18 protein-coding genes are annotated in these 19,328 nt (G+C 61.0%); 11 read left to right on the top strand and 7 right to left on the bottom strand.

Annotated elements, in window-relative coordinates:
* Positions 1 to 10 precede the first annotated feature (10 nt).
* The 5 genes from AC0L2M_RS14540 to AC0L2M_RS14520 form a co-directional block, all read right to left on the bottom strand.
* Positions 11 to 1,099, bottom strand: a complete 1,089-nt coding sequence (locus AC0L2M_RS14540; protein ID WP_473535213.1) for a hypothetical protein — start codon at positions 1,097 to 1,099, stop codon at positions 11 to 13.
* Between the two features lie 248 nt (positions 1,100 to 1,347).
* The gene (locus tag AC0L2M_RS14535) at positions 1,348 to 1,845 is read right to left on the bottom strand and encodes a hypothetical protein (RefSeq protein WP_473535212.1); all 498 of its coding nucleotides are present in this window, start codon (positions 1,843 to 1,845) and stop codon (positions 1,348 to 1,350) included.
* 301 nt (positions 1,846 to 2,146) lie between these two features.
* Entirely contained in the window at positions 2,147 to 2,776 is a 630-nt protein-coding gene (locus AC0L2M_RS14530; protein WP_473535211.1) for a hypothetical protein, read from the bottom strand.
* Positions 2,777 to 2,797: 21 nt separating this feature from the next.
* Positions 2,798 to 3,253, bottom strand: a complete 456-nt coding sequence (locus AC0L2M_RS14525) for a hypothetical protein (protein ID WP_473535210.1) — start codon at positions 3,251 to 3,253, stop codon at positions 2,798 to 2,800.
* Positions 3,254 to 3,302: 49 nt separating this feature from the next.
* Entirely contained in the window at positions 3,303 to 5,186 is a 1,884-nt protein-coding gene (locus AC0L2M_RS14520) for an ATP-dependent helicase (RefSeq protein WP_473535209.1), read from the bottom strand.
* Positions 5,187 to 5,470: 284 nt separating this feature from the next.
* Between AC0L2M_RS14520 and AC0L2M_RS14515 the strand changes: the two genes are divergently transcribed.
* The 3 genes from AC0L2M_RS14515 to AC0L2M_RS14505 all read left to right on the top strand — a co-directional run bounded on the left by AC0L2M_RS14515 (position 5,471) and on the right by AC0L2M_RS14505 (position 8,456).
* Positions 5,471 to 6,082 carry a hypothetical protein gene (locus AC0L2M_RS14515; RefSeq protein ID WP_473535208.1) on the top strand — a complete coding sequence of 204 codons (612 nt, stop codon included), beginning with the start codon at positions 5,471 to 5,473 and terminating at the stop codon, positions 6,080 to 6,082.
* Positions 6,079 to 6,873 carry a TIGR02391 family protein gene (locus AC0L2M_RS14510; protein WP_473535207.1) on the top strand — a complete coding sequence of 265 codons (795 nt, stop codon included), beginning with the start codon at positions 6,079 to 6,081 and terminating at the stop codon, positions 6,871 to 6,873. The genes AC0L2M_RS14515 and AC0L2M_RS14510 overlap by 4 nt, the downstream gene beginning before the upstream one ends.
* Positions 6,874 to 7,331: 458 nt before the next feature.
* On the top strand, positions 7,332 to 8,456 hold the full coding sequence (locus AC0L2M_RS14505) for an aminopeptidase (protein WP_473535206.1): 1,125 nt from the start codon (positions 7,332 to 7,334) through the stop codon (positions 8,454 to 8,456).
* 162 nt (positions 8,457 to 8,618) lie between these two features.
* On the opposite strand, the gene AC0L2M_RS14500 is transcribed toward AC0L2M_RS14505, so the two are convergent.
* Positions 8,619 to 8,852: a hypothetical protein gene (locus tag AC0L2M_RS14500; protein ID WP_128172638.1), complete on the bottom strand. Its 234-nt coding sequence runs from the start codon at positions 8,850 to 8,852 to the stop codon at positions 8,619 to 8,621.
* Between the two features lie 136 nt (positions 8,853 to 8,988).
* Positions 8,989 to 9,825 (bottom strand): universal stress protein, encoded by an 837-nt coding sequence (locus AC0L2M_RS14495; protein WP_473535205.1) that lies wholly within the window; start codon positions 9,823 to 9,825, stop codon positions 8,989 to 8,991.
* 328 nt (positions 9,826 to 10,153) lie between these two features.
* Here AC0L2M_RS14495 and AC0L2M_RS14490 point away from each other — a divergent pair, with 328 nt between their 5' ends.
* The 8 genes from AC0L2M_RS14490 to AC0L2M_RS14455 all read left to right on the top strand — a co-directional run bounded on the left by AC0L2M_RS14490 (position 10,154) and on the right by AC0L2M_RS14455 (position 19,295).
* Positions 10,154 to 11,716 carry a bifunctional aminoglycoside phosphotransferase/ATP-binding protein gene (locus tag AC0L2M_RS14490; protein WP_473535204.1) on the top strand — a complete coding sequence of 521 codons (1,563 nt, stop codon included), beginning with the start codon at positions 10,154 to 10,156 and terminating at the stop codon, positions 11,714 to 11,716.
* Positions 11,717 to 11,754: 38 nt separating this feature from the next.
* The gene (gene trxC / locus AC0L2M_RS14485) at positions 11,755 to 12,201 is read left to right on the top strand and encodes a thioredoxin TrxC (RefSeq protein ID WP_473535275.1); all 447 of its coding nucleotides are present in this window, start codon (positions 11,755 to 11,757) and stop codon (positions 12,199 to 12,201) included.
* A 196-nt stretch (positions 12,202 to 12,397) separates the two neighbouring features.
* Entirely contained in the window at positions 12,398 to 13,150 is a 753-nt protein-coding gene (locus tag AC0L2M_RS14480; protein WP_473535203.1) for a FadR/GntR family transcriptional regulator, read from the top strand.
* A gap of 63 nt (positions 13,151 to 13,213) precedes the next feature.
* A complete protein-coding gene (gene kdgD / locus AC0L2M_RS14475; RefSeq protein ID WP_473535202.1) occupies positions 13,214 to 14,119 on the top strand; it encodes a 5-dehydro-4-deoxyglucarate dehydratase in 906 nt (301 codons plus the stop codon).
* A gap of 106 nt (positions 14,120 to 14,225) precedes the next feature.
* On the top strand, positions 14,226 to 15,734 hold the full coding sequence (locus AC0L2M_RS14470; RefSeq protein ID WP_473535201.1) for an ABC transporter substrate-binding protein: 1,509 nt from the start codon (positions 14,226 to 14,228) through the stop codon (positions 15,732 to 15,734).
* Positions 15,735 to 15,816: 82 nt separating this feature from the next.
* A complete protein-coding gene (locus AC0L2M_RS14465; protein ID WP_128168008.1) occupies positions 15,817 to 16,731 on the top strand; it encodes an ABC transporter permease in 915 nt (304 codons plus the stop codon).
* Between the two features lie 3 nt (positions 16,732 to 16,734).
* The gene (locus tag AC0L2M_RS14460; RefSeq protein ID WP_128168007.1) at positions 16,735 to 17,658 is read left to right on the top strand and encodes an ABC transporter permease; all 924 of its coding nucleotides are present in this window, start codon (positions 16,735 to 16,737) and stop codon (positions 17,656 to 17,658) included.
* Positions 17,655 to 19,295 carry an ABC transporter ATP-binding protein gene (locus AC0L2M_RS14455; RefSeq protein WP_473530751.1) on the top strand — a complete coding sequence of 547 codons (1,641 nt, stop codon included), beginning with the start codon at positions 17,655 to 17,657 and terminating at the stop codon, positions 19,293 to 19,295. Before AC0L2M_RS14460 ends, AC0L2M_RS14455 begins: the two co-directional genes overlap by 4 nt.
* Positions 19,296 to 19,328: the final 33 nt, after the last annotated feature.

Genomic DNA, 19,328 nt, shown 5'->3' with positions numbered 1-19,328 from the left:
TGCGCGGGATTTAGGCTGCCGCGGATCGGACACCGCCGGCACCGGCGAGTCGTCCAACGATCTTGCTCAGCGTTCGCAGCGTCCAGGCCAGCGGCGCCAGAACCATCCTCAGCAGAGAAGCCAGGACAAGACAGAGTATAAGGTAGGCCGCAAAGGCGCCGAGCCAGGCCGGGAGACCTGCTTGTTCGGCTATCCAACCGGCCGCGTCTGTCAGAAGGTGAGGTCGCGTGATCGCCACATAGGGAAGTGCGACGACGGCGGCGACACCGGCTGCGGTACCGACGGCGGAAAGCGATTGGAACGCGCCTTTGCCTGCAGCCCTCAGATGTGCCATCCGCACAGTTCCGCGACCAGCCGCGGCCACCGGTGCCTTCGCAACGCGCAATGCCTTGGCTGCGGCGCCCACCCCCCCGACGACGATTGCCGCATCGAAGGCCGCCCAACCCATCTCGCCCCAGGTCGGAAGCCGCTCGCCGCGGGTGATCACCCCTTCCAGATCGGAAACGCCGCCCAGGACTATGTTCTTCGCAACAAGCAGCGTGCGGGTGAACTGTCTGCGGACTGCTGTTCCGTCAACGATCTCGAACTCCGACAGCATCTCATGCCCGCGATCCTTGAGCTCGTGAATGGCAATAAGCCCATATTGCTCCGGCGAAATCTCGGCGAGGCCGAATCCTACCTGCCGGTCGTCCCACAGGCTCGAGAGGCCCTGACCGACGGTTTCCTGCAACAAGTACTGCGACGATCCATTCCTCACGAAATAAGCAATCACCGGCACGACCGGATGGCCGAGACGGTCGAAAACCTCCACGAAATCCGCATCCTCGCCATAGACGAGGAACACTCTGGCTGCATCGTCGCCATATTTCGCCGCTGCCTCATGCCAGCCGAGCCCGCCTGCCGCGCAGGCTGCAAGAACCCATGGCCGAGCCTGCTCCACAGCTTTGCTGCTGAGCGGGCAACGGGTGTCGTCCCGGCGAACTTCCTCCGCCAGCGCGGCTCGCATGACCTCATCCTCGAAGTGATGGGGCTCCCGCCATTCCCATCTGAGCGTCAGGACGATTGCCACAACGAGTGAGGCGGCTAGCAGATATCTCATTCTCAAGGGGGCATCCTCCCGCAGTCCTGTCATCCCAAGACGTGCCGAAGCTATCAGCCAATCCCGATGAAGCGATCGTTAGTTCTGGGATGTGGTGGAAATTTGCTAGAGGGTGCGCCGACATCAGATGTTCCGTTTTCCACCAAATCTCGGCGTTCATGGTCATTTTGGGGCCGCGAGCTGTCGGTCTGCTTAGGAGTTCCAGCCAAAGGAAAGCGGCCTTCAGGTCACGACCTCAATTTCGCCGTTCAGTGTCCCGGCTGCAAGCCAAACGCTGCGCTTGCGCCTATCCGCTCATCAACCACGCGATCCAGCTCCTGCAGGATGGTGACGACGGCGACATAGTCCATAGGATTGTACTGGCTGGTATCGTGCATGTAGCGATACCCGAAGTCTTTGTGGTCGGAGCCGAGCTCCTGAACCAACCGGCCAAAGTCAGGCGTCTGTGGTAGACCGTTGGCAATCGCGTCCTGATGCAGGTCCTCGATATCATGGCCGTAGATGTCCCGCAGGTCGCCTTCGGTTGTTCCGGAATGATGCAGCCACGCTTTCAGGAAGAGCTCCAGCGCGAACCCGAGCAGCATCCTCTTGGGAAGATGGAAGCTCATTTCGTAAGCGGTGCCGAAAGGTTGGTGGTTATGACCGACCACCACGAACTGAAGGTAGCCGCGGGCCGTACTGTAGATGAACTGAGATGTCGTAGTCCTGGCCGGACGCTGGTTCTTGGGGCGACTCTTCTTGGCCATCAGGCTGCCCCCGTGCCCAATATCCCCGCAACCACGCCGATCGCGAAATTCACGATGGTCTGAATGACCTGCTGTGCGAACTTCATCCGCTCCGAATCCTTGCTAAAAGCATAGATCAGCACAAGCCCAACTAGGATCGACCGGTCACGTTGCCGTCCCGGTCCGGGCTGCCTATAAGCCGTCTTTCTGCTTTCCCCCGATAGGTGCAGTAGACCTCGGCCCACCCGCTTCCAAAGTGGGAATGAATTCCCGTGGCCGATCTGGGGCCGTGAACCGACGGACATCTTTCGAGCTGAAGTCATCAATAAGCGGCTGTTATTCCTCGGGACAGATGAACCTTGATGTCGAGGTGCTTGTTGTTCGACGACACGATTGCGCAGGCCATACAGGTCGCCAAGACATTGGGAAGCAGTGGGTTGGCCCCCGGCTCCTCCCCAAGCGCCTTCAGGATCTCCCTGTATGACCTTACGAGGCGCTCGTCGTCGGGATCGGGCAGGAGGACGTCGACCACGATGTTGCGCTTGTTCTCGCGGGCCTGCCTGTCTAGCTGGAGCAGCGGATAAGCCCTGAAGAACGAACCCGACCGTCCCCAGAACATGTAATGCCGGACGTCCTTAGGCATCGCAATCATCCGCTCGCTGATATCCTGCGGACGGGTGACGTTCACCTCTCTGACGGCTGTATTGGCTCCGATGAAGTAGACATAGAGAGCGTAGAACCCGAGGATGATCACTGACCCGGCCACGATCTCGATCAGCACGGAGACGATGATCTCGTTGGTGATTGGCCATGTGACGTATGCTTCAACAACGCCGACGAGGACCAGGCAGAACACTATCAGCAGGCTGAACCCACCGAAGAACCTTTTGCGCGCGTAACTTGAGGTCAGGTCGTCAAAGAAATCTATCGCCGTTATTTTAGATGCTCTCATAGTATTGCTTTCGAGTGGCGATTATGTTCGCTGCGGCGAAGATGCATCATGTAGAATAATTTCCGATATTTGTGACGTAATGGCGCTGGCGATCTGCCATGCTTGGAATAGTTCTTCGTGGATAGCTTCCAGATCGGCAATCATTGCGTCCCGCCCCACGTCGGTCTGGATCTTGAAGTTGTGTCGTTCGTAAAACCCATGGTTCAGACGATTTCGAGCTCTCAGAGCGGACGCGAACCTATCCGCAAGGTCTCCTTCAAAGCGGATCGGACCTTTGAAACTATTTAATAGGCGCCCGAGCGTGCTCCGGTCGATCTCATCCAGAAAGGCGCGCGCTTTCTCGCCATTCGGCACGAGGTGCCAGCCATGCTCGAGTCCTTGCGAGCAGAGAAGCAACGTTCCGAGCTCTGTTTCGAATAGCTGACCGGCTTCGGCCGTGATCCCGAACTTCGCGTACAGTTCCTCTCGCGTCGGCAATTTCGGTCACGCGCCTCCTGTCGTGGGCTTGGGCGCGGCCGGTCCGAGATCACTCAAGAAGCGGCTCGGTAGGAGGTTCGCCATGGGGCCGTACTTCGATTTGAAAGCTACATTCGCGCCGTAGGCGTCCTTGATCGTCATCTGCTGCGGAGCTGATGAAGAGATTTCCCGGCCGACCGTTCGCCAGGTCGGATTTCACGCGCGTGATCCCCACGTAGAAAAGCCGTCGCGCTTCCTCAAGGGCGGCGTCCTTCACCTCCTTCGGCCACTCTGGATCGGGCGCCGCCGGCAGAATGCCCTCAACACAGCCCGCAATGAAAACGAAGGGCGAGCTTAAACCCTTGCTCTTGTGAAGGCTCATCAACCGCACTTCCTGGACGGTGGGAGGGATATCGGGCTGCGTGATTTCCTCCATCATGCCGCCGAGCAGTCCCTCGGGCGTCCCGGCCGCCTCCAGTTGTGCCACTGCCAGCCCCCGCAACTCCGACAAGTTCTCATCACCGGCCGGGAAGAGCGCATCAACAAAAGCGGGCAAGTCCGCCTTTAGCACGTCCAAGGTGTCCAGTTCGTTCCGGATTGCCTTGAACCGCTCCACTAACGGCTTTGTGTGGGAGAGCTTCAGCACGTCGTCCGCGAGCTTTTGCATCGCGATCCATGGACTGTCTCCGCTCGCCTCGCAATGCGCACGAACCCGGGCGTAAGCATTCCGGCGAAAATCGCCATCGCCGGCGCCTAGCAGATACCGGAGCGCCACTCGGTCCTCATTGTTGAGTAGGAGCTTGAAGGTCGCGAACCGCTCTTGCGCCGCCTCGGAGTCGAGCTGGCTTTCCTCGTAGTAGGACTTGGCGGGAACACCCGCCTGTTTCAGCGCCTCGAGTATGGGACGGCTCGCGACGGCGCGCTGGACAAGAATGATGATGTCGCTCGGATGGACGCCGCTCGCGAGCAACTCCGACACCTTATTGGCGATCCACTTCCCCTCGCTCCAAAGGTAGGGGACCTGGACGATGACTACCTCCCCCGGCCCCTTATCCTGCAGCGGATTGAGCGCTCGTGGCAGGCGGCTTTTGTTCACGGCGATGAGCGCATTCGCCATGCCGACGACCGTTGTCGGGCACCGGTGGCAATCGGCCATCTCGAGGTCGGCGCACTCGGGATGGAGATCCTTCCATTGCCGGATTCCATCGGGGTGCGCGTTCTTGAAGCTGTAGATCGATTGGTCGTCGTCACCGACGATACAGATTTCCGCTGCCTCGCCGAGATAGGCGAGAGCCGTCTGCTCGGCTTTGTTGAGATCCTGGAATTCGTCGATCAAGAGGTGTCGGAATTCCTTCCGTTCCGCCCCGGCCGGGTTATCTTTCAGGTAGCGGACCAGGTACGGGATCAGCTCACCGATCAGCATGCCCTGGTGAAAGTCGAGCCAGTCCAGCAGCTGGGTTTGGAAATGCTTTTCCTCACTCGTTTTCGCGAAGCCCGGTTCATCCCCCTGGCTCTGCGCCCACGCCGCCGTGTAATCCTGGATCATCCTCTTGACTGCCCGCTTCCCGCCGTTCTCGCCGGCTAGGTCGCAGATCATTGCCTTCGTCTCGAAGGTATTCAGCGGGCGTGGAGCGCGGCCAACCGCCTCGAGCACATGCTTCCGGGCGAGAATGCGCATCGCGAGGCTATGGAGCGTCTGCCCCTGAAGTTCCTCGCAGCCCGGCGTGTCCAGCTTCTGCAGTTCGCGATGTAGATCCTCTGCAGCCACGCGCGTGAAGGTGACTGCCAATACCTCGTTGGGAGCACTCCCGGACTCAAGCAGCCGCGCCACACGCCGCTTCATCGCGAATGATTTTCCGGTTCCCGGACCGGCGATCACCCGCACCCGAGGTTCGGGTGCTGACGCGATCGCGTAGGCAACACTCCCCTCATCAAGTCCTGAATCCCAAGCCAATACTCGCCCCCATTTGCTTTGATCGTCAATCTACCGGTTCCGGGACAAATTCAAAGTGCCCTTCTACGTTAGCGTGATTGTCCACCGTTGCTCCCTGTGCGAGCCCGCGGGGCGGCCTTAACCTCGCTATACAGGCTGACAGGTTTAAGCCCGCGGCGGGGGAATACGCGAGGAGTCCAGCGCACAAGCATCACAGATCCAGGACGGCATTGGGGTCCGCGTGCAACTGTCGAGGTCGAAGATGTAAGAACGTGGTACCGAAGCAAGACCGGAGGGGAGTTGCCATGAAGAAGAAAGCCAGCCATCTCGACAAGTACGCCGCACTTTTTCACGAGAAGATGGGGCAGATCGATCCGCTCCTTCAGGCAGTCTTGACAGGTCACCTGATCATTGAGACCGCGCTAGACAACATCCTGACCGTAGTCTTCTTCCACCCAGAGCATGTTTTCAAGGAAGCACGCCTCAGCTTCTCACAAAAAGTTCACGTCGTACGCGCCTACGGTTTACGGAAAGACGATAACTCAATCTGGGACCTGATTCTCGCTGTGAACTCAGTGCGCAACGAGATCGCCCACAATCTCGCGGGCGAGAAACGCGACGCACGGCTGCAGCAGCTCCGGTCACTTTTCATGGCCGAGGCCAGCGGCGAGATGCAAAATGCGCTTGAGAGGGAGTGGAAGAGGCTGAAGGACGTGCCCGACCCGGTAATTGTGCTCTGGGCATGCTCCCTGTGCACGGGCTTCCTCGGAGAGTTTGAGGCGGATGTCTCTTCCCTGAGAAACATGATCGACGCGCTCGATGGGAGTATTAATCCATATCGGGAGCGAGTTGCGCGGAAGACGCCGGAGGAAGCGAAAGCCAGGATGAAGAAAGCGGTGAAGGGGGATGCACGATGAAGTTCAAGCAGGAGCATCTGGAAGCGATCGCGGACGCGCTGGGCGACACTGACGAGGGTCTGAAGAACAACGAGATCGACTTCCTGCTTGAGAGCGCGAAACTGAAGAATCCCGGTCCCGGCACGAAGCGCGACAGGATCTACAACGCCTTCGTCGAGTACCAGAACCGAGAGCAGACCAACACCCACATCCTTGCCTTCATCCGCAAGGCTCTCAAGCCTGCCCGGTTCGTCAGGTTCCCAGAGCGGTACGAGCCGATGCGGGCGAATATCAATCGTGCGCTGGCCTTCACCGGGTTGTACGTCGACGAGTCCGGGAAGCTCGGCAAAGGTGGAACGGCGACCACGCTGTCAGAAGCTGAACGCCGAGCGTCGGAACTCAGGAAGGACTTGGCGTCGCGAGGCACCCATCCTGACGTTCTCGATTTCTGCCGGGCCGAGTTGATCGCGGACAACTACTTCCACGCAGTCCAGGAGGCCGTGAAGAGCGTTGTCGAGAAGCTCCGAAATCGGACTGGCCTCATCGACGACGGGAACGTGCTGTTCGACCACGTCTTCGGCGGCGACATCCCGATGCTCATCATCAACGGGTTTCAAACTATGAGCGAGAAGAGCGAGCAGAAGGGCTTCGTGAACCTGCTGAAGGGGACGTACGGCACCTTCCGGAATCCTACCGCTCATGCGCCTAGGAAAGACTGGGAGATGAAGAAGGAAGACGCAGAGGATCTGTTGTCGCTCCCCTCCTTCATCCACCGGAGGATCGACAAGGCGATGATGCCGCCAAGGGTCTGAACGCCTGGTCCTCTGGTGCGCATAGATCCAACCGTACCTTCTACAGATTAGATGTCAGAGTGGAACCCAGCCCATGATGAGCCTCTTCGGGTTAGGGATGGCCCGGCGAGCTTCAGCGTCGTCGCGACGACGTCCGCTTTTAAGACGCGGCGAAGATCTTCGCAACGGCGAGCTTGGGCGCATTGCGGACCAACAGCGGTGGGCCGGATGCGACCGGAAGCTCCAGGAGAAAAAGACCTCCTAGGCGGATAGTTCGCATGCCGCCGTGTCCGGCTTATAGCGGACATTCGGCAATTTGGCAGCGAATGATCACATTGTGACAACCTTGCCGAAGACGAACGTCTAACCTAAACCCTCATCCCAGGATATCAACCGAATTGGAGCCACTGTTTGGGACCGGGCGTAGTTGCGACGTTTGCCCTATCCGGACGTGTGAGCAAATGCCGTGGGCAACCGTGATGCGTGCATTTTTTCGTTCGGTTGCTGCGACGATCGTGATGTCCGGCGTGGCCGGTTGCACCAGCATTTCTTACTACGCACAATCCTTGAAGGGTCACGTGGAGATCATGGCGGCGCGCCAGGATGTCGAAGAGCTGATCGACGATCCTTCGATCCCTGGGACACTACGCGCTCGAATGGAATCGGCGAGCGCCATCCGACAGTTTGCGATAGATGAACTAGCGCTGCCGGACAACAATAGCTACCGCAGCTATGTTAACGTTGGTCGGGACGCGGTGACATGGGCCGTCTTCGCCGCGCCGGAATTCTCGCTGACGCCACGAACATGGTGCTTTCCGGTGTTCGGATGCGTTCCGTACCGAGGATACTTCTCCAAAAGGTCTGCGATTGAAACCGCTGTCGAACTTCAGAGACAGGGCCTGGACGTCTATGTGACGGGCATCACTGCATATTCCACGCTTGGCTGGTCAAGTGACCCGCTGCTAAATACGATGCTCAGCCAAGATGAAACGTATCTTGCGGGGCTAGTTTTCCATGAGCTGGCCCACCAACGCGTCTATGTGAAGGACGATTCCGCATTCAACGAGGCATTCGCTGTCGCCGTCGAAACAACCGGCGTGAGAAAATGGCTGCGCGCGGCTGGTGATACCGGCGAGTTGCGCCGTTACAAAGCCGACCGGAGGCGCAGAGCTCAATTTCTTGCGCTGGTGTCGCAGACCCGGGACGAGCTAAGCCATGTCTATGACGGCAGCGCTACCTCTGAGCAGAAGCGGGCCGCGAAGATGGCCGCGATCGAACGGCTGCGGATGCGCTACCGAGAGATGCGCGACAGTCGCTGGCGTGGATACCAGGGATACGATGTCTGGTTCGATTCTCCGATTAACAACGCGAAGCTCGCCGCGACTTCCGTCTACGGCGATCAGGTGGCGACGTTTCTCCGCTTGTTCGATTTGTGTTCGGGCGACTATCCACGGTTCTTCGCGTCGGTTCGACGGATCGGAGCGTTAGACAAGGCTTACCGCGCCGAAGCGCTCAAAGCAGCAGATTCATGCGATAGCCGGTCAAATCCGAAGGCCAGAAGCGGCGAGTCGGTCGCCGATGTGCTCGGCAGCCGGCGCAGGTGATTGAATTGACCATTTGTCGGCCGATTTCCTAGGAACTTTCACGTCGGCGGGGCCGGAAGCCGCATGTCGGCCTACAGAAGCCAAAAGCGGACTTGCCTGAACTCCCCGGCGGATCCTGGACCACAATGGTTGCCGGCGGGCCGTGGCGCCTCAGCCTGCGCCCTACGAGGCCGAAAACCTCACGCTCACGCCGCGCTGCCGAAAATAAGCCTGCATCAGCTTGCGGCCCGAACGGTTGTTCTGCGCCAGTCTGGTCGGATCGAACACCGCCTGTTTTATCCCTTCTCGTGTCATCGCCACCTTAAGCGTCGCGATATGCGCGTCGATGTCGGCATTGTCCGCCCGCAGCGATGCATAGATACTTTCGGTCGCCTCGGCCACGGTCGGTTCGCTCACAGGTGTCGTCCTTTGGTTGGTTGAGCGGCGGCTTACCACAGATTCGCGGCTCCGCCGATACCGATGAGACGGCTAGATGGGCGGCAACAGTGTCCCTTGGGACTTAAAAAGGGATGCCAATGACGGGCGCCGGCGGCTAACGCGCCATAAGGATCGGCATCGACGGGTCTTCAAGCATCGAGACGGTGACGCCACCGAAGATGCGCTCGCGCAACCGGGAATGACCGTAAGCCCCCATCACCATCAGATCGGCGGCGATGTCGAGCGCGTGCCGGCGAAGCACGTCGACGACTGAATGGTCCAGGCTGGGCAGCCGGTCGACCGTGACATTCACGCCATGCCGCGCGAGATAGGCGGCGGCGGCGGCTCCGGATTCGGCCCCGTGGCGGTACTCGTCCTCCACCGGATCGACCATAACGAGGTGCACCTCATCGGCGCCTGGCAGCAGGCCGAGGGATTCGCGGACGGCACGCGATGCCTCCAGACGGGCGTCCCATGCAATCAGCACGCGTTTCGGCTTCAGGGTCGGCTGCGCCCCCGCGGGGATGAGCAGCAAGGGCTTTCCCGAAGAAAACAATGCGCCTTCGATCGCTTTGCTTTTCAGCGTTTCGTTGGCGAGCAGCTCCGGTCCAATGACCGTAATGTCGGCATAGCGGGCACGGCGGCCGATGGTGTCGTCGGCCCAGCCGGCTTCCGGATATTCGCTGGAGACATCGGCCGAAAGCACGCTGCCGGCGAGAAAAGCCGACAGGTCAGCAGTCCGCTTCTTCAACAGATCCTCGACGGCCCGACGCTCGTCCAGCCAGGCTTCTGAAACGACCGCGGCATACTCCCCGACTGGTGGCGGCGCAGCTACGGCAACGACCAGAACAGCAAGATGGGCGCCGATCTCGTTGCACAGGTCGGCGGCAGGTTTGAGATCACCGTCTCCCTCGTGCGGTCCCGTAACGGCAAGTATCGTCCTGAAAGCCATGGCGGCTGCTCCCGATTTTGCCCCAAAGCCCAATCGTCGTTGCAACAACAGCGAGACGGCTCGGCGCGCTGCTAGCGCTGAGTCAAGAACGCCGCCGGTCATCATTTGATCCGTATCAACATGCCCACGTGCCGACGCCAACAGGTTTCAGGCCGCTGGAGGACGCCAAGAATACGCCCCGAACACCGGAGCAGCAGCAGCACGGAACGCATTCGTGACCTGGCTGGTTATATCCAGGCGCTGTGGCAGCAAGGGCCTGATGGCGTGGAATTTCAGCGACCACGCTCGCTGGCTTCCCCAGGTTGGGTACAAAACAAAGAGGCATCCGATGATCGTCGAGGATCAGCAATCCGTGGCCGCGATGTTGATGGACCCTGCCGCATATGGCGAGAGCGGACCGGTCGAGGCGATCGAGACCCATATCTCGCGGATATTCCTGGTTGGCCAGCGCGCCTACAAGATCAAGCGAGCGGTCAAGCTGCCCTATGTCGACTTCTCGACCCCAGCGCTGCGGCTCGCCGCTTGCGAGAAGGAGGTCGATCTCAACTCCAGGACTGCCCCCGGCCTCTATCTGGGGGTGCGGCGCGTCACCCGCGAGGCCGGCGGCGAGCTGGCCTTCGACGGAAGCGGCAAACTGGTCGATGCGGCGATCGAGATGGTCCGCTTCGATCAGTCGAAGCTGCTCGACCGAATGGCAGTCGGTGGCGAACTGACGCCTGCGCTGATGACGGATGTCGCGCGCATGATCGTGCGCTATCATCGTGGCGCGCCGGAGGTCCACAAGGGGAGCGGATCCTGCAACCTGGCAGGCGTGCTCGCCATCAACGAAGCCGGCTTTGCCACCAGCCATGTTTTCGAGCAAGCCGAGATAAAGGCATTCACCGGGATGTTTCGCACCGCCCTCGCCCGTCATTGCGAGTTGCTCGACCGGCGGGAGACGGCAGGCAAGATCCGACGATGCCACGGCGACCTGCATCTGCGCAACATCTGTCTCTTCGACGGCGAGCCCCGCCTCTTCGATTGCATCGAATTCAACGACCAGATCGCCAGCATCGATGTGCTTTACGACCTGGCTTTCCTGCTGATGGACCTCTGGCATCGCAGCTTTCCGGAACTCGCCAACCTGGTGATGAACCGCTATCTCGACGAAGCAGACGACGAGGACGGCTTCATCCTCCTGCCGTTTTTCATGGCAGTGCGGGCCGCGGTGCGCGCGCATGTCACCGCAACCCAGATCGAGGAAAGCGGTGACGATTCCAGCGGGCTGCTTGCCGAGGCCAGATCCTATTTCGAGCTTGCCCGAACACTTCTCGAGGAAAAGCCTCCTCGGCTGATCGCCATCGGCGGCTTGAGCGGTTCCGGCAAAACGGCCGTTGCCGAGGCACTCGCCGCACATGTTGGCGCGCCGCCCGGCGCACGCATTGTCGAAAGCGACCGCATCCGCAAAGCCCTGCATGGGGTGCCAGCCGAGACGAAGCTGCCGGACAGGGCTTATCGACCTGATGTGTCGGACCGCGTCTACCGCGAAATGGCATGGCGCGCCGACTTGATCATTGCCGAAGGCGGTTCGGTGGTCGCCGATGCCGTCTTTGACCGGCCGGCCGATCGCAACCGCATCGAGAAAGCTGCAAACGGCAGAGACGTTGCTTTCGCCGGATTCTGGCTGGAGGCGGATCCGCTCGTTCTTTGGCAGCGGGTGAGCGAGCGCAGTGGCGGTCCTTCTGACGCCACAGTCGATATCTTGTCGCGGCAATTGCAGCGAAAGGCTACCCCGTCCAACTGGCGCAAGGTCGACGCCGATCGAAAGCTCGCCGATATCGCCGCAGAATTGGCCAAGGTTTCGGACGCGGTCGCTTTTGCGCAGAATCCTCCACTCAAGACCGCATCGTGACGGCGACGATCGACGCGCATAAAGACGGGTAAATGGGAATGACGCAGGAAAAACTGGTGGTTTGCGGCAAATGCGGCGGGGTCAATCGCCTGCCGCCGGCAGGCGATGCCGGGGACGCGAAATGCGGAAAGTGCGGCTCCAGGCTGTTCTCGGGTCATCCGGCAGACGTCGATGCACAGAGTTTCGATCGCCAGGTCACGCGAAGCAGCCTCCCCGTCGTCGTCGACATATGGGCACCATGGTGCGGCCCGTGCAAGATGATGGCGCCGGCCTATGAAGCGGCAGCCAACGAACTGGAGCCGCATGTTCGACTGATCAAGCTCAATTCCGACAATGAGCAGGCCGTTGCAGCCAGGCTCGGCATCCGCGGCATTCCGACCATGATCATCTTCCACGGCGGACGGGAGGTTGCGCGCACATCCGGCGCAATGACGGCGGGACAGATCGTCAGGTGGGTCCGCGATCACCTGCCGGCCGCAGCCTGAAAGCTGCTACTGCGTGGATTTCGCTGATCGCCGTGCCCAGCACGACGGGCGAATTGATGGCCGACACTGAGCACAAAAGCCATATGATGACCTTAAGAAGTTCGAGACATCGAACGACGAATTTTCATATGATGACCTCGCTTTTGGCCCGCACTGGGAGTATGAATCCTCAGATCCGGCAAAGTTGGGAGGACCCATGCAGCAGGCCGAACATCGAACGTCCCGGCGGTCGTTCGTCTCTCAAGTTGCCGATGCGCTGCGCGACCAGATCGAAGCCGGCTTTTATGCGCCTGGCGATAAATTGCCGACAGAACCCGCGCTGATCGACCGGTTCGGGTTCAGCCGCACCGTGGTCCGGGAGGCCATTGCCGCGCTTCGCGCCGACGGACTGGTGGAATCGCGGCAAGGCGCCGGCGTCTTCGTTCTCGGCGCGAAACCCGTCGACGAGGGATTGAAGCTGTTCACCGACGAAACGAACAAGATCTCGGACATCATCGAAGAGCTCGAGCTGCGCATCGGCATCGAAGTCGAGGCAGCCGGTCTTGCCGCCGCCCGCAGCTCGCCGGCGCAAGAGGCCGAAATCGAGGCCCAGGTCGAAAGGTTCGCCGACCTCATGGCGCAAGGGCAACCCACGGACGATGCCGACTTCCAGTTCCACATGGCGATCGCCGCCGCAACCAATAACGCCAGGTTCAAGGCCTTCCTCGAACATGTCGGCCGGCGGATGATCCCGCGGGTGAAGTTCAAGACGATGATGGGCGGCGTCGACCCCTTGCCCAATCGCGACCATCCGATTCTGCAGGAGCACAGGGAAATCGCCGATGCAATCCTCGCCCGCGACCCGGAAAAGGCGCGTGAGGCGATGCGCCGCCATTTGGTGACCGGGATAAAGCGCTATCGCGCCCTGACCATCCGGCGCCCGACAAATCAGGACAACACCGGCGGTTGACTCGTCTGGATACTCATCATATGAATCTAGATGACATCATATTAATTTGTGGGATGAGTTCCTTTGTCGCCAGATGAAATCAAGTCGCGTGTCGCTTCAGGGCTGCTGTCGTTTCCGGTCACGCATTTCAACGAGGATTTCAGCCTCAATCTCGAAAGCTATCGCGCGCATGTCGAATGGCTGTCGGGGTTCGGTGCCGCTGCCCTGTTCGCGGCCGGCGGCACCGGTGAATTCTTCTCCCTGTCGCCGGAAGAGGTCGCCGACGTTACCCGCGCGGCCAAGGATGCCTCGGGAGACGTGCCGATCATCGCCGGCTGCGGCTACGGCACGGCGCTCGCCACGGAAATCGCCCGCCGCGCCGAGGCTGCGGGAGCCGACGGTCTCCTGCTTCTGCCCCACTATCTGATGGAGGCCTCGCAAGAAGGGATTTTTCGGCATGTCAAAGCCGTGTGCCAGTCCACCGGCCTCGGCGTCATCATCTACAACCGTGCGAACTCGGTCGCCAATGCCGACACCGTTGCCCGCCTTGCTGACGCGTGCCCAAACCTCATCGGGTTCAAGGACGGCACAGGCAAGATAGATCTTGTCCGCCACGTCACTGCAAAGCTCGGCGATCGGCTCTGCTACATCGGTGGCATGCCCACGCATGAGCTTTTCGCCGAGGGCTTCAACGGCGCCGGCGTGACGACTTATTCCTCCGCGGTCTTCAACTTCGTGCCGGAATTGGCCCAGCGCTTCTACAGGGCGATGCGGACAGGTGATCGCGCTGTGATGGAAGAAATCCTCCACAGCTTCTTCTTCCCCTTCGCGGCTTTGCGCGATCGCGAGCAAGGTTATCCGGTGTCGATCATCAAGGCCGGCGTCGAGCTCATCGGACGGACACCCGGCCCGCTTCGGCCGCCGCTGACCGATCTGAAGCCGCAGGAGAAAGACGTGCTGCGCGGACTGATCGAGAAGATCGCCGCCTAGCTGCCGCGAGATCGGCAAATTGTCGGCCGCACGGGATGAGGAGGATCGTCTCGTGCGCCAGCCAAAAACGGAAGATCCCAAACGGAAGCTCAAAGGGAGGAGTGACATGAACAGAAGCATTCATGCGATTGCAGCTGTCGTATTGATGACCGCTGCCGCGCCATCGGCCGTCGCACAGGAAGCGGCGCAGGAGATCCGTATCGTCCTGCCGGAGCAGCCGGCCAATCTGGAGCCCTGCGGCACCATCATCACCAATGTCGGCCAGATACTCAGCCAAAACGTGGTTGAATCGTTGACCGTCATCGATCCGGTCAGCGGACAGCCCCAGCCGAAACTGGCGACGGAGTGGACCAGCGTGGACCCGACCACCTGGCGGATCAAGCTGCGCGAGGGCGTCAACTTCCAGGACGGAACCGAACTCAATGCGGATGCGGTCGTCTTCTCCATCAACCGGATGATCAGCGGCAAGCTTACCTGCAGCAACATTGCGAAATTCGGCGATGCCAAACTGACGCTGACGCCGGTCGACAAGCTGACCGTCGAAATAAAGTCGGACAGGCCCGAGCCCATCATGCCGACGCTGTTGAGCGTGGTCATGATCGTCTCGCCGAAGACGCCGGTCGACCAGGCGGTGAACGATCCGGTCGGCACCGGCCCGTTCACGCTGTCGACCTTTTCCCCGCAGACCGTGGTGCTGGACGCATTCGACGGCTATTGGGGCAACAAGCCGCAGATCACCAAGGCAACCTATGTCTGGCGACCCGAATCCTCGATTCGAGCCGCCATGGTGGAAACCGGGGAAGCCGACCTGACACCGTCGATTGCCATCCAGGACGCCAGCAATCCGGAGACGGATTTCGCCTACCTGAACTCCGAAACCACTGCCATCCGCATCGATGCCGCCGAGCCGCCGCTCGACGACCTGCGCGTGCGCAAGGCGCTCAACCTGGCGATCGACTGGGAGGGCCTTGCGCAGCTGTTCGGCGACGACGTCAAGCGTGCGTCGCAGATGGTCGTCTCCGGGATCAACGGCCATGACGATGCGCTCGAGCCTTGGTCGTATGATCCGGAAGAGGCGAAAAAGCTCATCGAAGAGGCGCGCGCGGCGGGTGTCGCGGTCGACACCGAGATCAAGCTCATCGGGCGAAACGGCATCTATCCGAACGGCGCCGAAGCGATGGAGGCGATGATGACGATGTGGCAGGACGCCGGTCTCAACGTCAAGCTTACCATGCTCGATGTCGCCGACTGGCTGCGCTATCTGCAAAAGCCGTTCCCGGCGGAGCGAGGCCCCAATCTCCTGCAGATGATGCATGACAACAACAAGGGCGATGCGGCCTTCACGGTGCCGATCTTCTATCGATCGAGTGGCAGCTACTCGACCTTGGCCGATCCGGCATTCGACAAGCAGATAGACGAGGCACTGGCGGCGACCGGCGAAGCCCGCACCAACAGCTTTAAGGCGATTTTCGGCAAGGCCCGCAACGAAGTGGTGGCGGACATCCCGATGTTCCACATGATCGGCTACACCCGGGTTGGCACCAGGCTGGAATGGAAGCCCGATATCACCACCAACAGCGAAATACCGCTGGCCAATATCGCCATCAAAGACTGAGCGATACGGGGGTGCCAGGCGGTCGTCGCCCTGCGCCCCCTGACCCGCTGCCTCCGTCGATATCCGCCGAAGGGCATCCGAAATGATAATCTATCTTGGACGCCGGGCGTCGCACAGCATCCTGTCGGTCATCGGTCTTTTGACCTTGGTTTTTTTCCTGACACGGCTCACCGGCGATCCTTCCGCCTTGTACCTGCCTCTGGACTCGACTGCAGAAGCTCGGGCCGCGTTCGCGCGGTTGAACGGCCTCGATCAGCCGATCCATTGGCAGTTTCTGGGATATCTGCGCGATCTGCTGCAGCTGGATTTCGGTGAATCGCTGCGCCAGAACCGCTCGGCGATGCAGGTCGCGCTCGAGGCGTTCCCGGAAACGCTGAAGCTGGCCGTCGTCGCGATCACGCTGTCGACCGCCTTGGCAATCCTTGTCGGCTCGCTGGCGGCCGCGTGGCCAGGCAGCATCTTCGACCGTATCGCCAGCCTCGTCTCGCTGGCCGGCGCAAGCGCGCCGGATTTCTGGGTCGCCATCGTCGGCATCCTTGTCTTCGCCGTGGGGCTCGGGCTTTTGCCGACATCGGGCACCGGCACCTGGGTCCACTGGATCATGCCGACCTTCGTGCTGATGCTTCGCCCTTTCGGTCTCCTGGTGCAGGTTGTGCGCGGAACCATGCTGTCGGCGCTTGCCTCTCCATACATCAAGACCGCAAGGGCCAAGGGCCTGCCGCGGCAGAAGATCATCTTCGGCCATGCGCTTCGCAACTCGCTGCTGCCCGTCGTCACGGTCGCCGGCGACCTGGCGACCAGCCTCGTCAACGGCGCCGTCGTCGTGGAGTCGATATTCGGCTGGCCCGGCATCGGCAAGTTGATGATCGATTCGATCATCCAGCGCGATTTTGCCGTCGTCCAGTCGACCATCCTGGTGACGGCAACCGCCATCTTCATCCTGAACATCGCGATCGACCTCCTCTACGCGGTTCTCGATCCGCGCATCCGGTACTGAGCCATGACGATCATCACCCCCGACATCAAGCCGGCGGCCGTTCCAGGCAGCGGCCGCGTGCTTTTCGCCTATTTGAAGCGCGACAGGCTTGCGCTCGCCGCCGCCATTTTCCTGGTGATCGTCGTGCTCGCTGCGGTCCTCGGCCCGTGGCTGGTGGGCGATGCCGCTTCGCGGCTGGGCCTGCGCCAGCGCAATCTTGCCCCGTTCTCGCTGGCCAGTGGCTGGATCTACGTCCTTGGCGCCGACACCCTCGGCCGGCCCATCCTGGCCAGGCTGATTGTCGGCGCGCAGAACACATTCGGCATTGCCGCGGCGGCGGTGTTCGCGTCGATGCTGGTCGGTGGAACGCTGGGCCTGATAGCGGGCTATTCGGAGCGCTGGTACAGCCATCTCATCCTGCGCCTCGCCGATGTCGTCATGAGCTTTCCCTCGCTGCTGCTGGCGCTCATCGTGCTCTACACGCTGGGTCCGAGCATCACCAACCTGGTGATCGTTCTCGCCGTGACGCGCATGCCGATCTACCTCAGAACGGCGCGCGCGGAAGTGCTGGAGTTGCGCGAGCGCATGTTCGTCAGCGCGGCGCGAGCCATGGGCGCGAAGCCGGCCCGGATCATCATCCGGCACATCGCCCCCCTGGTCCTGCCGACATTGGTGACGATTTCAGCCATTGATTTCGCGACCGTCATTTTGTCGGAATCGGCGCTGAGTTTCCTTGGCCTCGGCATTCAGCCACCCGACTTCACCTGGGGCGCAATGGTCGCAAACGGCCGCGGCTATCTCGCCACCGCCTGGTGGATCGCATTCTGGCCGGGCCTTGCAATCATGCTGACGACGCTGTCGCTCAACATCCTCTCGAACTGGGCCCGCACCGTCGCCGATCCGCAGCAACGCTGGCGCCTTCAGACATTGCGAAAAGCTGCCCGATGAGCAACGCGACCATTCTCAAGGTGGAGTGTCTGACCGTCGATTTTCTTTCGGACGATGAACCGATACGCGCCGTCGACGATGTCTCTTTCCACGTCAGCCGTGGCGAGACGCTGGTGATCCTCGGCGAAAGCGGTTCGGGTAAGAGCGTCAGCACCAGCACGGTGATGGATCTCATCGACTGTCCGCCAGGCGACATCGTGGCCGGCTCCTGCCTCTTCGATGGCGTCGAACTGTCAGGCCTCGGTGCCGAGGCGCGCCGAAGCATCAACGGCCGCAGGATTGCGATGATCTTTCAGGATCCGCTCGCCTATTTGAACCCGGTCTACACGGTGGGGCGCCAGATCGAGGAGGTCTATGAGAGCCACGGCGCAGAGAGCGGCAAGGGCGCACGCGCCAAGACGATAGAACTGCTTCGGCGCGTCGGCATTCCAGAGCCGCAAAACCGCGTCGACTTCTATCCGCATCAGTTCTCGGGCGGACAGCGCCAGCGCGTGATGATTGCCATGGCGATCGCGTTGAAACCGGACATCCTGATCGCCGATGAGCCGACGACTGCCCTGGACGTCAGCGTGCAAGCGCAGATCCTCGATCTGCTGCGCGATCTCCAGCGCGAAACCGGCATGGCGTTGATCATGATCACCCACGACCTCGAAGTCGCCGCGTCCATGGCGGACCGGATCATCGTCATGAACGGCGGCAAGGTCGTCGAGACAGGCATCGCCAAGGAGGTCTTCAGCAATCCGCAGCACCCCTATACGCGCCGCCTCATCGCCGCCCTGCCCCACGGCAACGCAGCGGAGGCGCCGAACAGGCGTTCGACGGCGATCGCCGGCGAGACGCTGCTCAAGGTGGAACATCTCACCAAGCACTATGAGCTTGCTTCCGGAGCTTTTAGCAGCAAGCGGACGTTCAAGGCGGTGGACGACATAAGCTTCGAGGTCAGGAGAGGAGAAACGCTCGGCATCGTCGGCGAGTCCGGCTCCGGCAAATCGAGCGTCGCGCGCATGCTGTTGGGGCTGAACGCGCCAAGCGCCGGCAGCGCGGTCTTTGCCGGTGAGAACATCTTCGACATGAATGGAAAGCGCCTCATGGCGTTTCGGCGCAAGGTCCAGATGGTCTTCCAGGACCCATACGGATCGATGAATCCGCGCATGCGCGTTTATTCGATCATTTCCGAGCCCTGGGTGATCCACCGCGATATCCTGCCGAAGGACAGGTGGAAGGCTCGCGTGGCAGAGCTCCTGGAACTGGTGGGGCTGCTGCCGGAGCACGCCGAGCGCTACCCGCATCAGTTTTCCGGCGGCCAGCGGCAGCGCATCGCCATTGCGCGCGCGCTTGCCAGCGAGCCGGAACTGATCGTCTGCGACGAGGCGGTTTCGGCGCTCGACGTCTCTATCCAGGCGCAGGTGATCGACCTTCTGGCCGACCTCAGGACGAGGCTCGGCCTCTCCTATATCTTCATCACCCACGACCTGCCGATCGTGCGCCATTTCGCCGACCGGATCATGGTCATGAAAGACGGAAGGATTGTCGAGGAAGGCCAAACCGCGGCGCTGTTCGGGGCGCCTCGCCACGACTATACGCAAAGCCTGCTGCAGGCGGTGCCGCAGCCCAAATGGCTAACGCAGGCTCAATAGTTCGTCCGCGCGCGCCCAGCAAGCGTTGCCGAT

This window comes from Mesorhizobium sp. WSM4806 (assembly GCF_055811635.1).
Note: the sequence above shows the minus strand (reverse complement) of the source record. Positions and strands in the feature narration are given on the sequence as shown.

Excerpts from the sequence above, each read along its gene's own strand:
- AC0L2M_RS14540 (WP_473535213.1), bottom strand. The coding sequence starts at position 1,099 with ATGAGATATCTGCTAGCCGCCTCACTCGTTGTGGCAATCGTCCTGACG.
- AC0L2M_RS14535 (WP_473535212.1), bottom strand. The coding sequence starts at position 1,845 with ATGGCCAAGAAGAGTCGCCCCAAGAACCAGCGTCCGGCCAGGACTACG.
- AC0L2M_RS14530 (WP_473535211.1), bottom strand. The coding sequence starts at position 2,776 with ATGAGAGCATCTAAAATAACGGCGATAGATTTCTTTGACGACCTGACC.
- AC0L2M_RS14515 (WP_473535208.1), top strand. The coding sequence starts at position 5,471 with ATGAAGAAGAAAGCCAGCCATCTCGACAAGTACGCCGCACTTTTTCAC.
- AC0L2M_RS14510 (WP_473535207.1), top strand. The coding sequence starts at position 6,079 with ATGAAGTTCAAGCAGGAGCATCTGGAAGCGATCGCGGACGCGCTGGGC.
- AC0L2M_RS14505 (WP_473535206.1), top strand. The coding sequence starts at position 7,332 with ATGCGTGCATTTTTTCGTTCGGTTGCTGCGACGATCGTGATGTCCGGC.
- AC0L2M_RS14495 (WP_473535205.1), bottom strand. The coding sequence starts at position 9,825 with ATGGCTTTCAGGACGATACTTGCCGTTACGGGACCGCACGAGGGAGAC.
- AC0L2M_RS14490 (WP_473535204.1), top strand. The coding sequence starts at position 10,154 with ATGATCGTCGAGGATCAGCAATCCGTGGCCGCGATGTTGATGGACCCT.
- trxC (WP_473535275.1), top strand. The coding sequence starts at position 11,755 with ATGACGCAGGAAAAACTGGTGGTTTGCGGCAAATGCGGCGGGGTCAAT.
- AC0L2M_RS14480 (WP_473535203.1), top strand. The coding sequence starts at position 12,398 with ATGCAGCAGGCCGAACATCGAACGTCCCGGCGGTCGTTCGTCTCTCAA.
- AC0L2M_RS14470 (WP_473535201.1), top strand. The coding sequence starts at position 14,226 with ATGAACAGAAGCATTCATGCGATTGCAGCTGTCGTATTGATGACCGCT.
- AC0L2M_RS14465 (WP_128168008.1), top strand. The coding sequence starts at position 15,817 with ATGATAATCTATCTTGGACGCCGGGCGTCGCACAGCATCCTGTCGGTC.
- AC0L2M_RS14460 (WP_128168007.1), top strand. The coding sequence starts at position 16,735 with ATGACGATCATCACCCCCGACATCAAGCCGGCGGCCGTTCCAGGCAGC.
- AC0L2M_RS14455 (WP_473530751.1), top strand. The coding sequence starts at position 17,655 with ATGAGCAACGCGACCATTCTCAAGGTGGAGTGTCTGACCGTCGATTTT.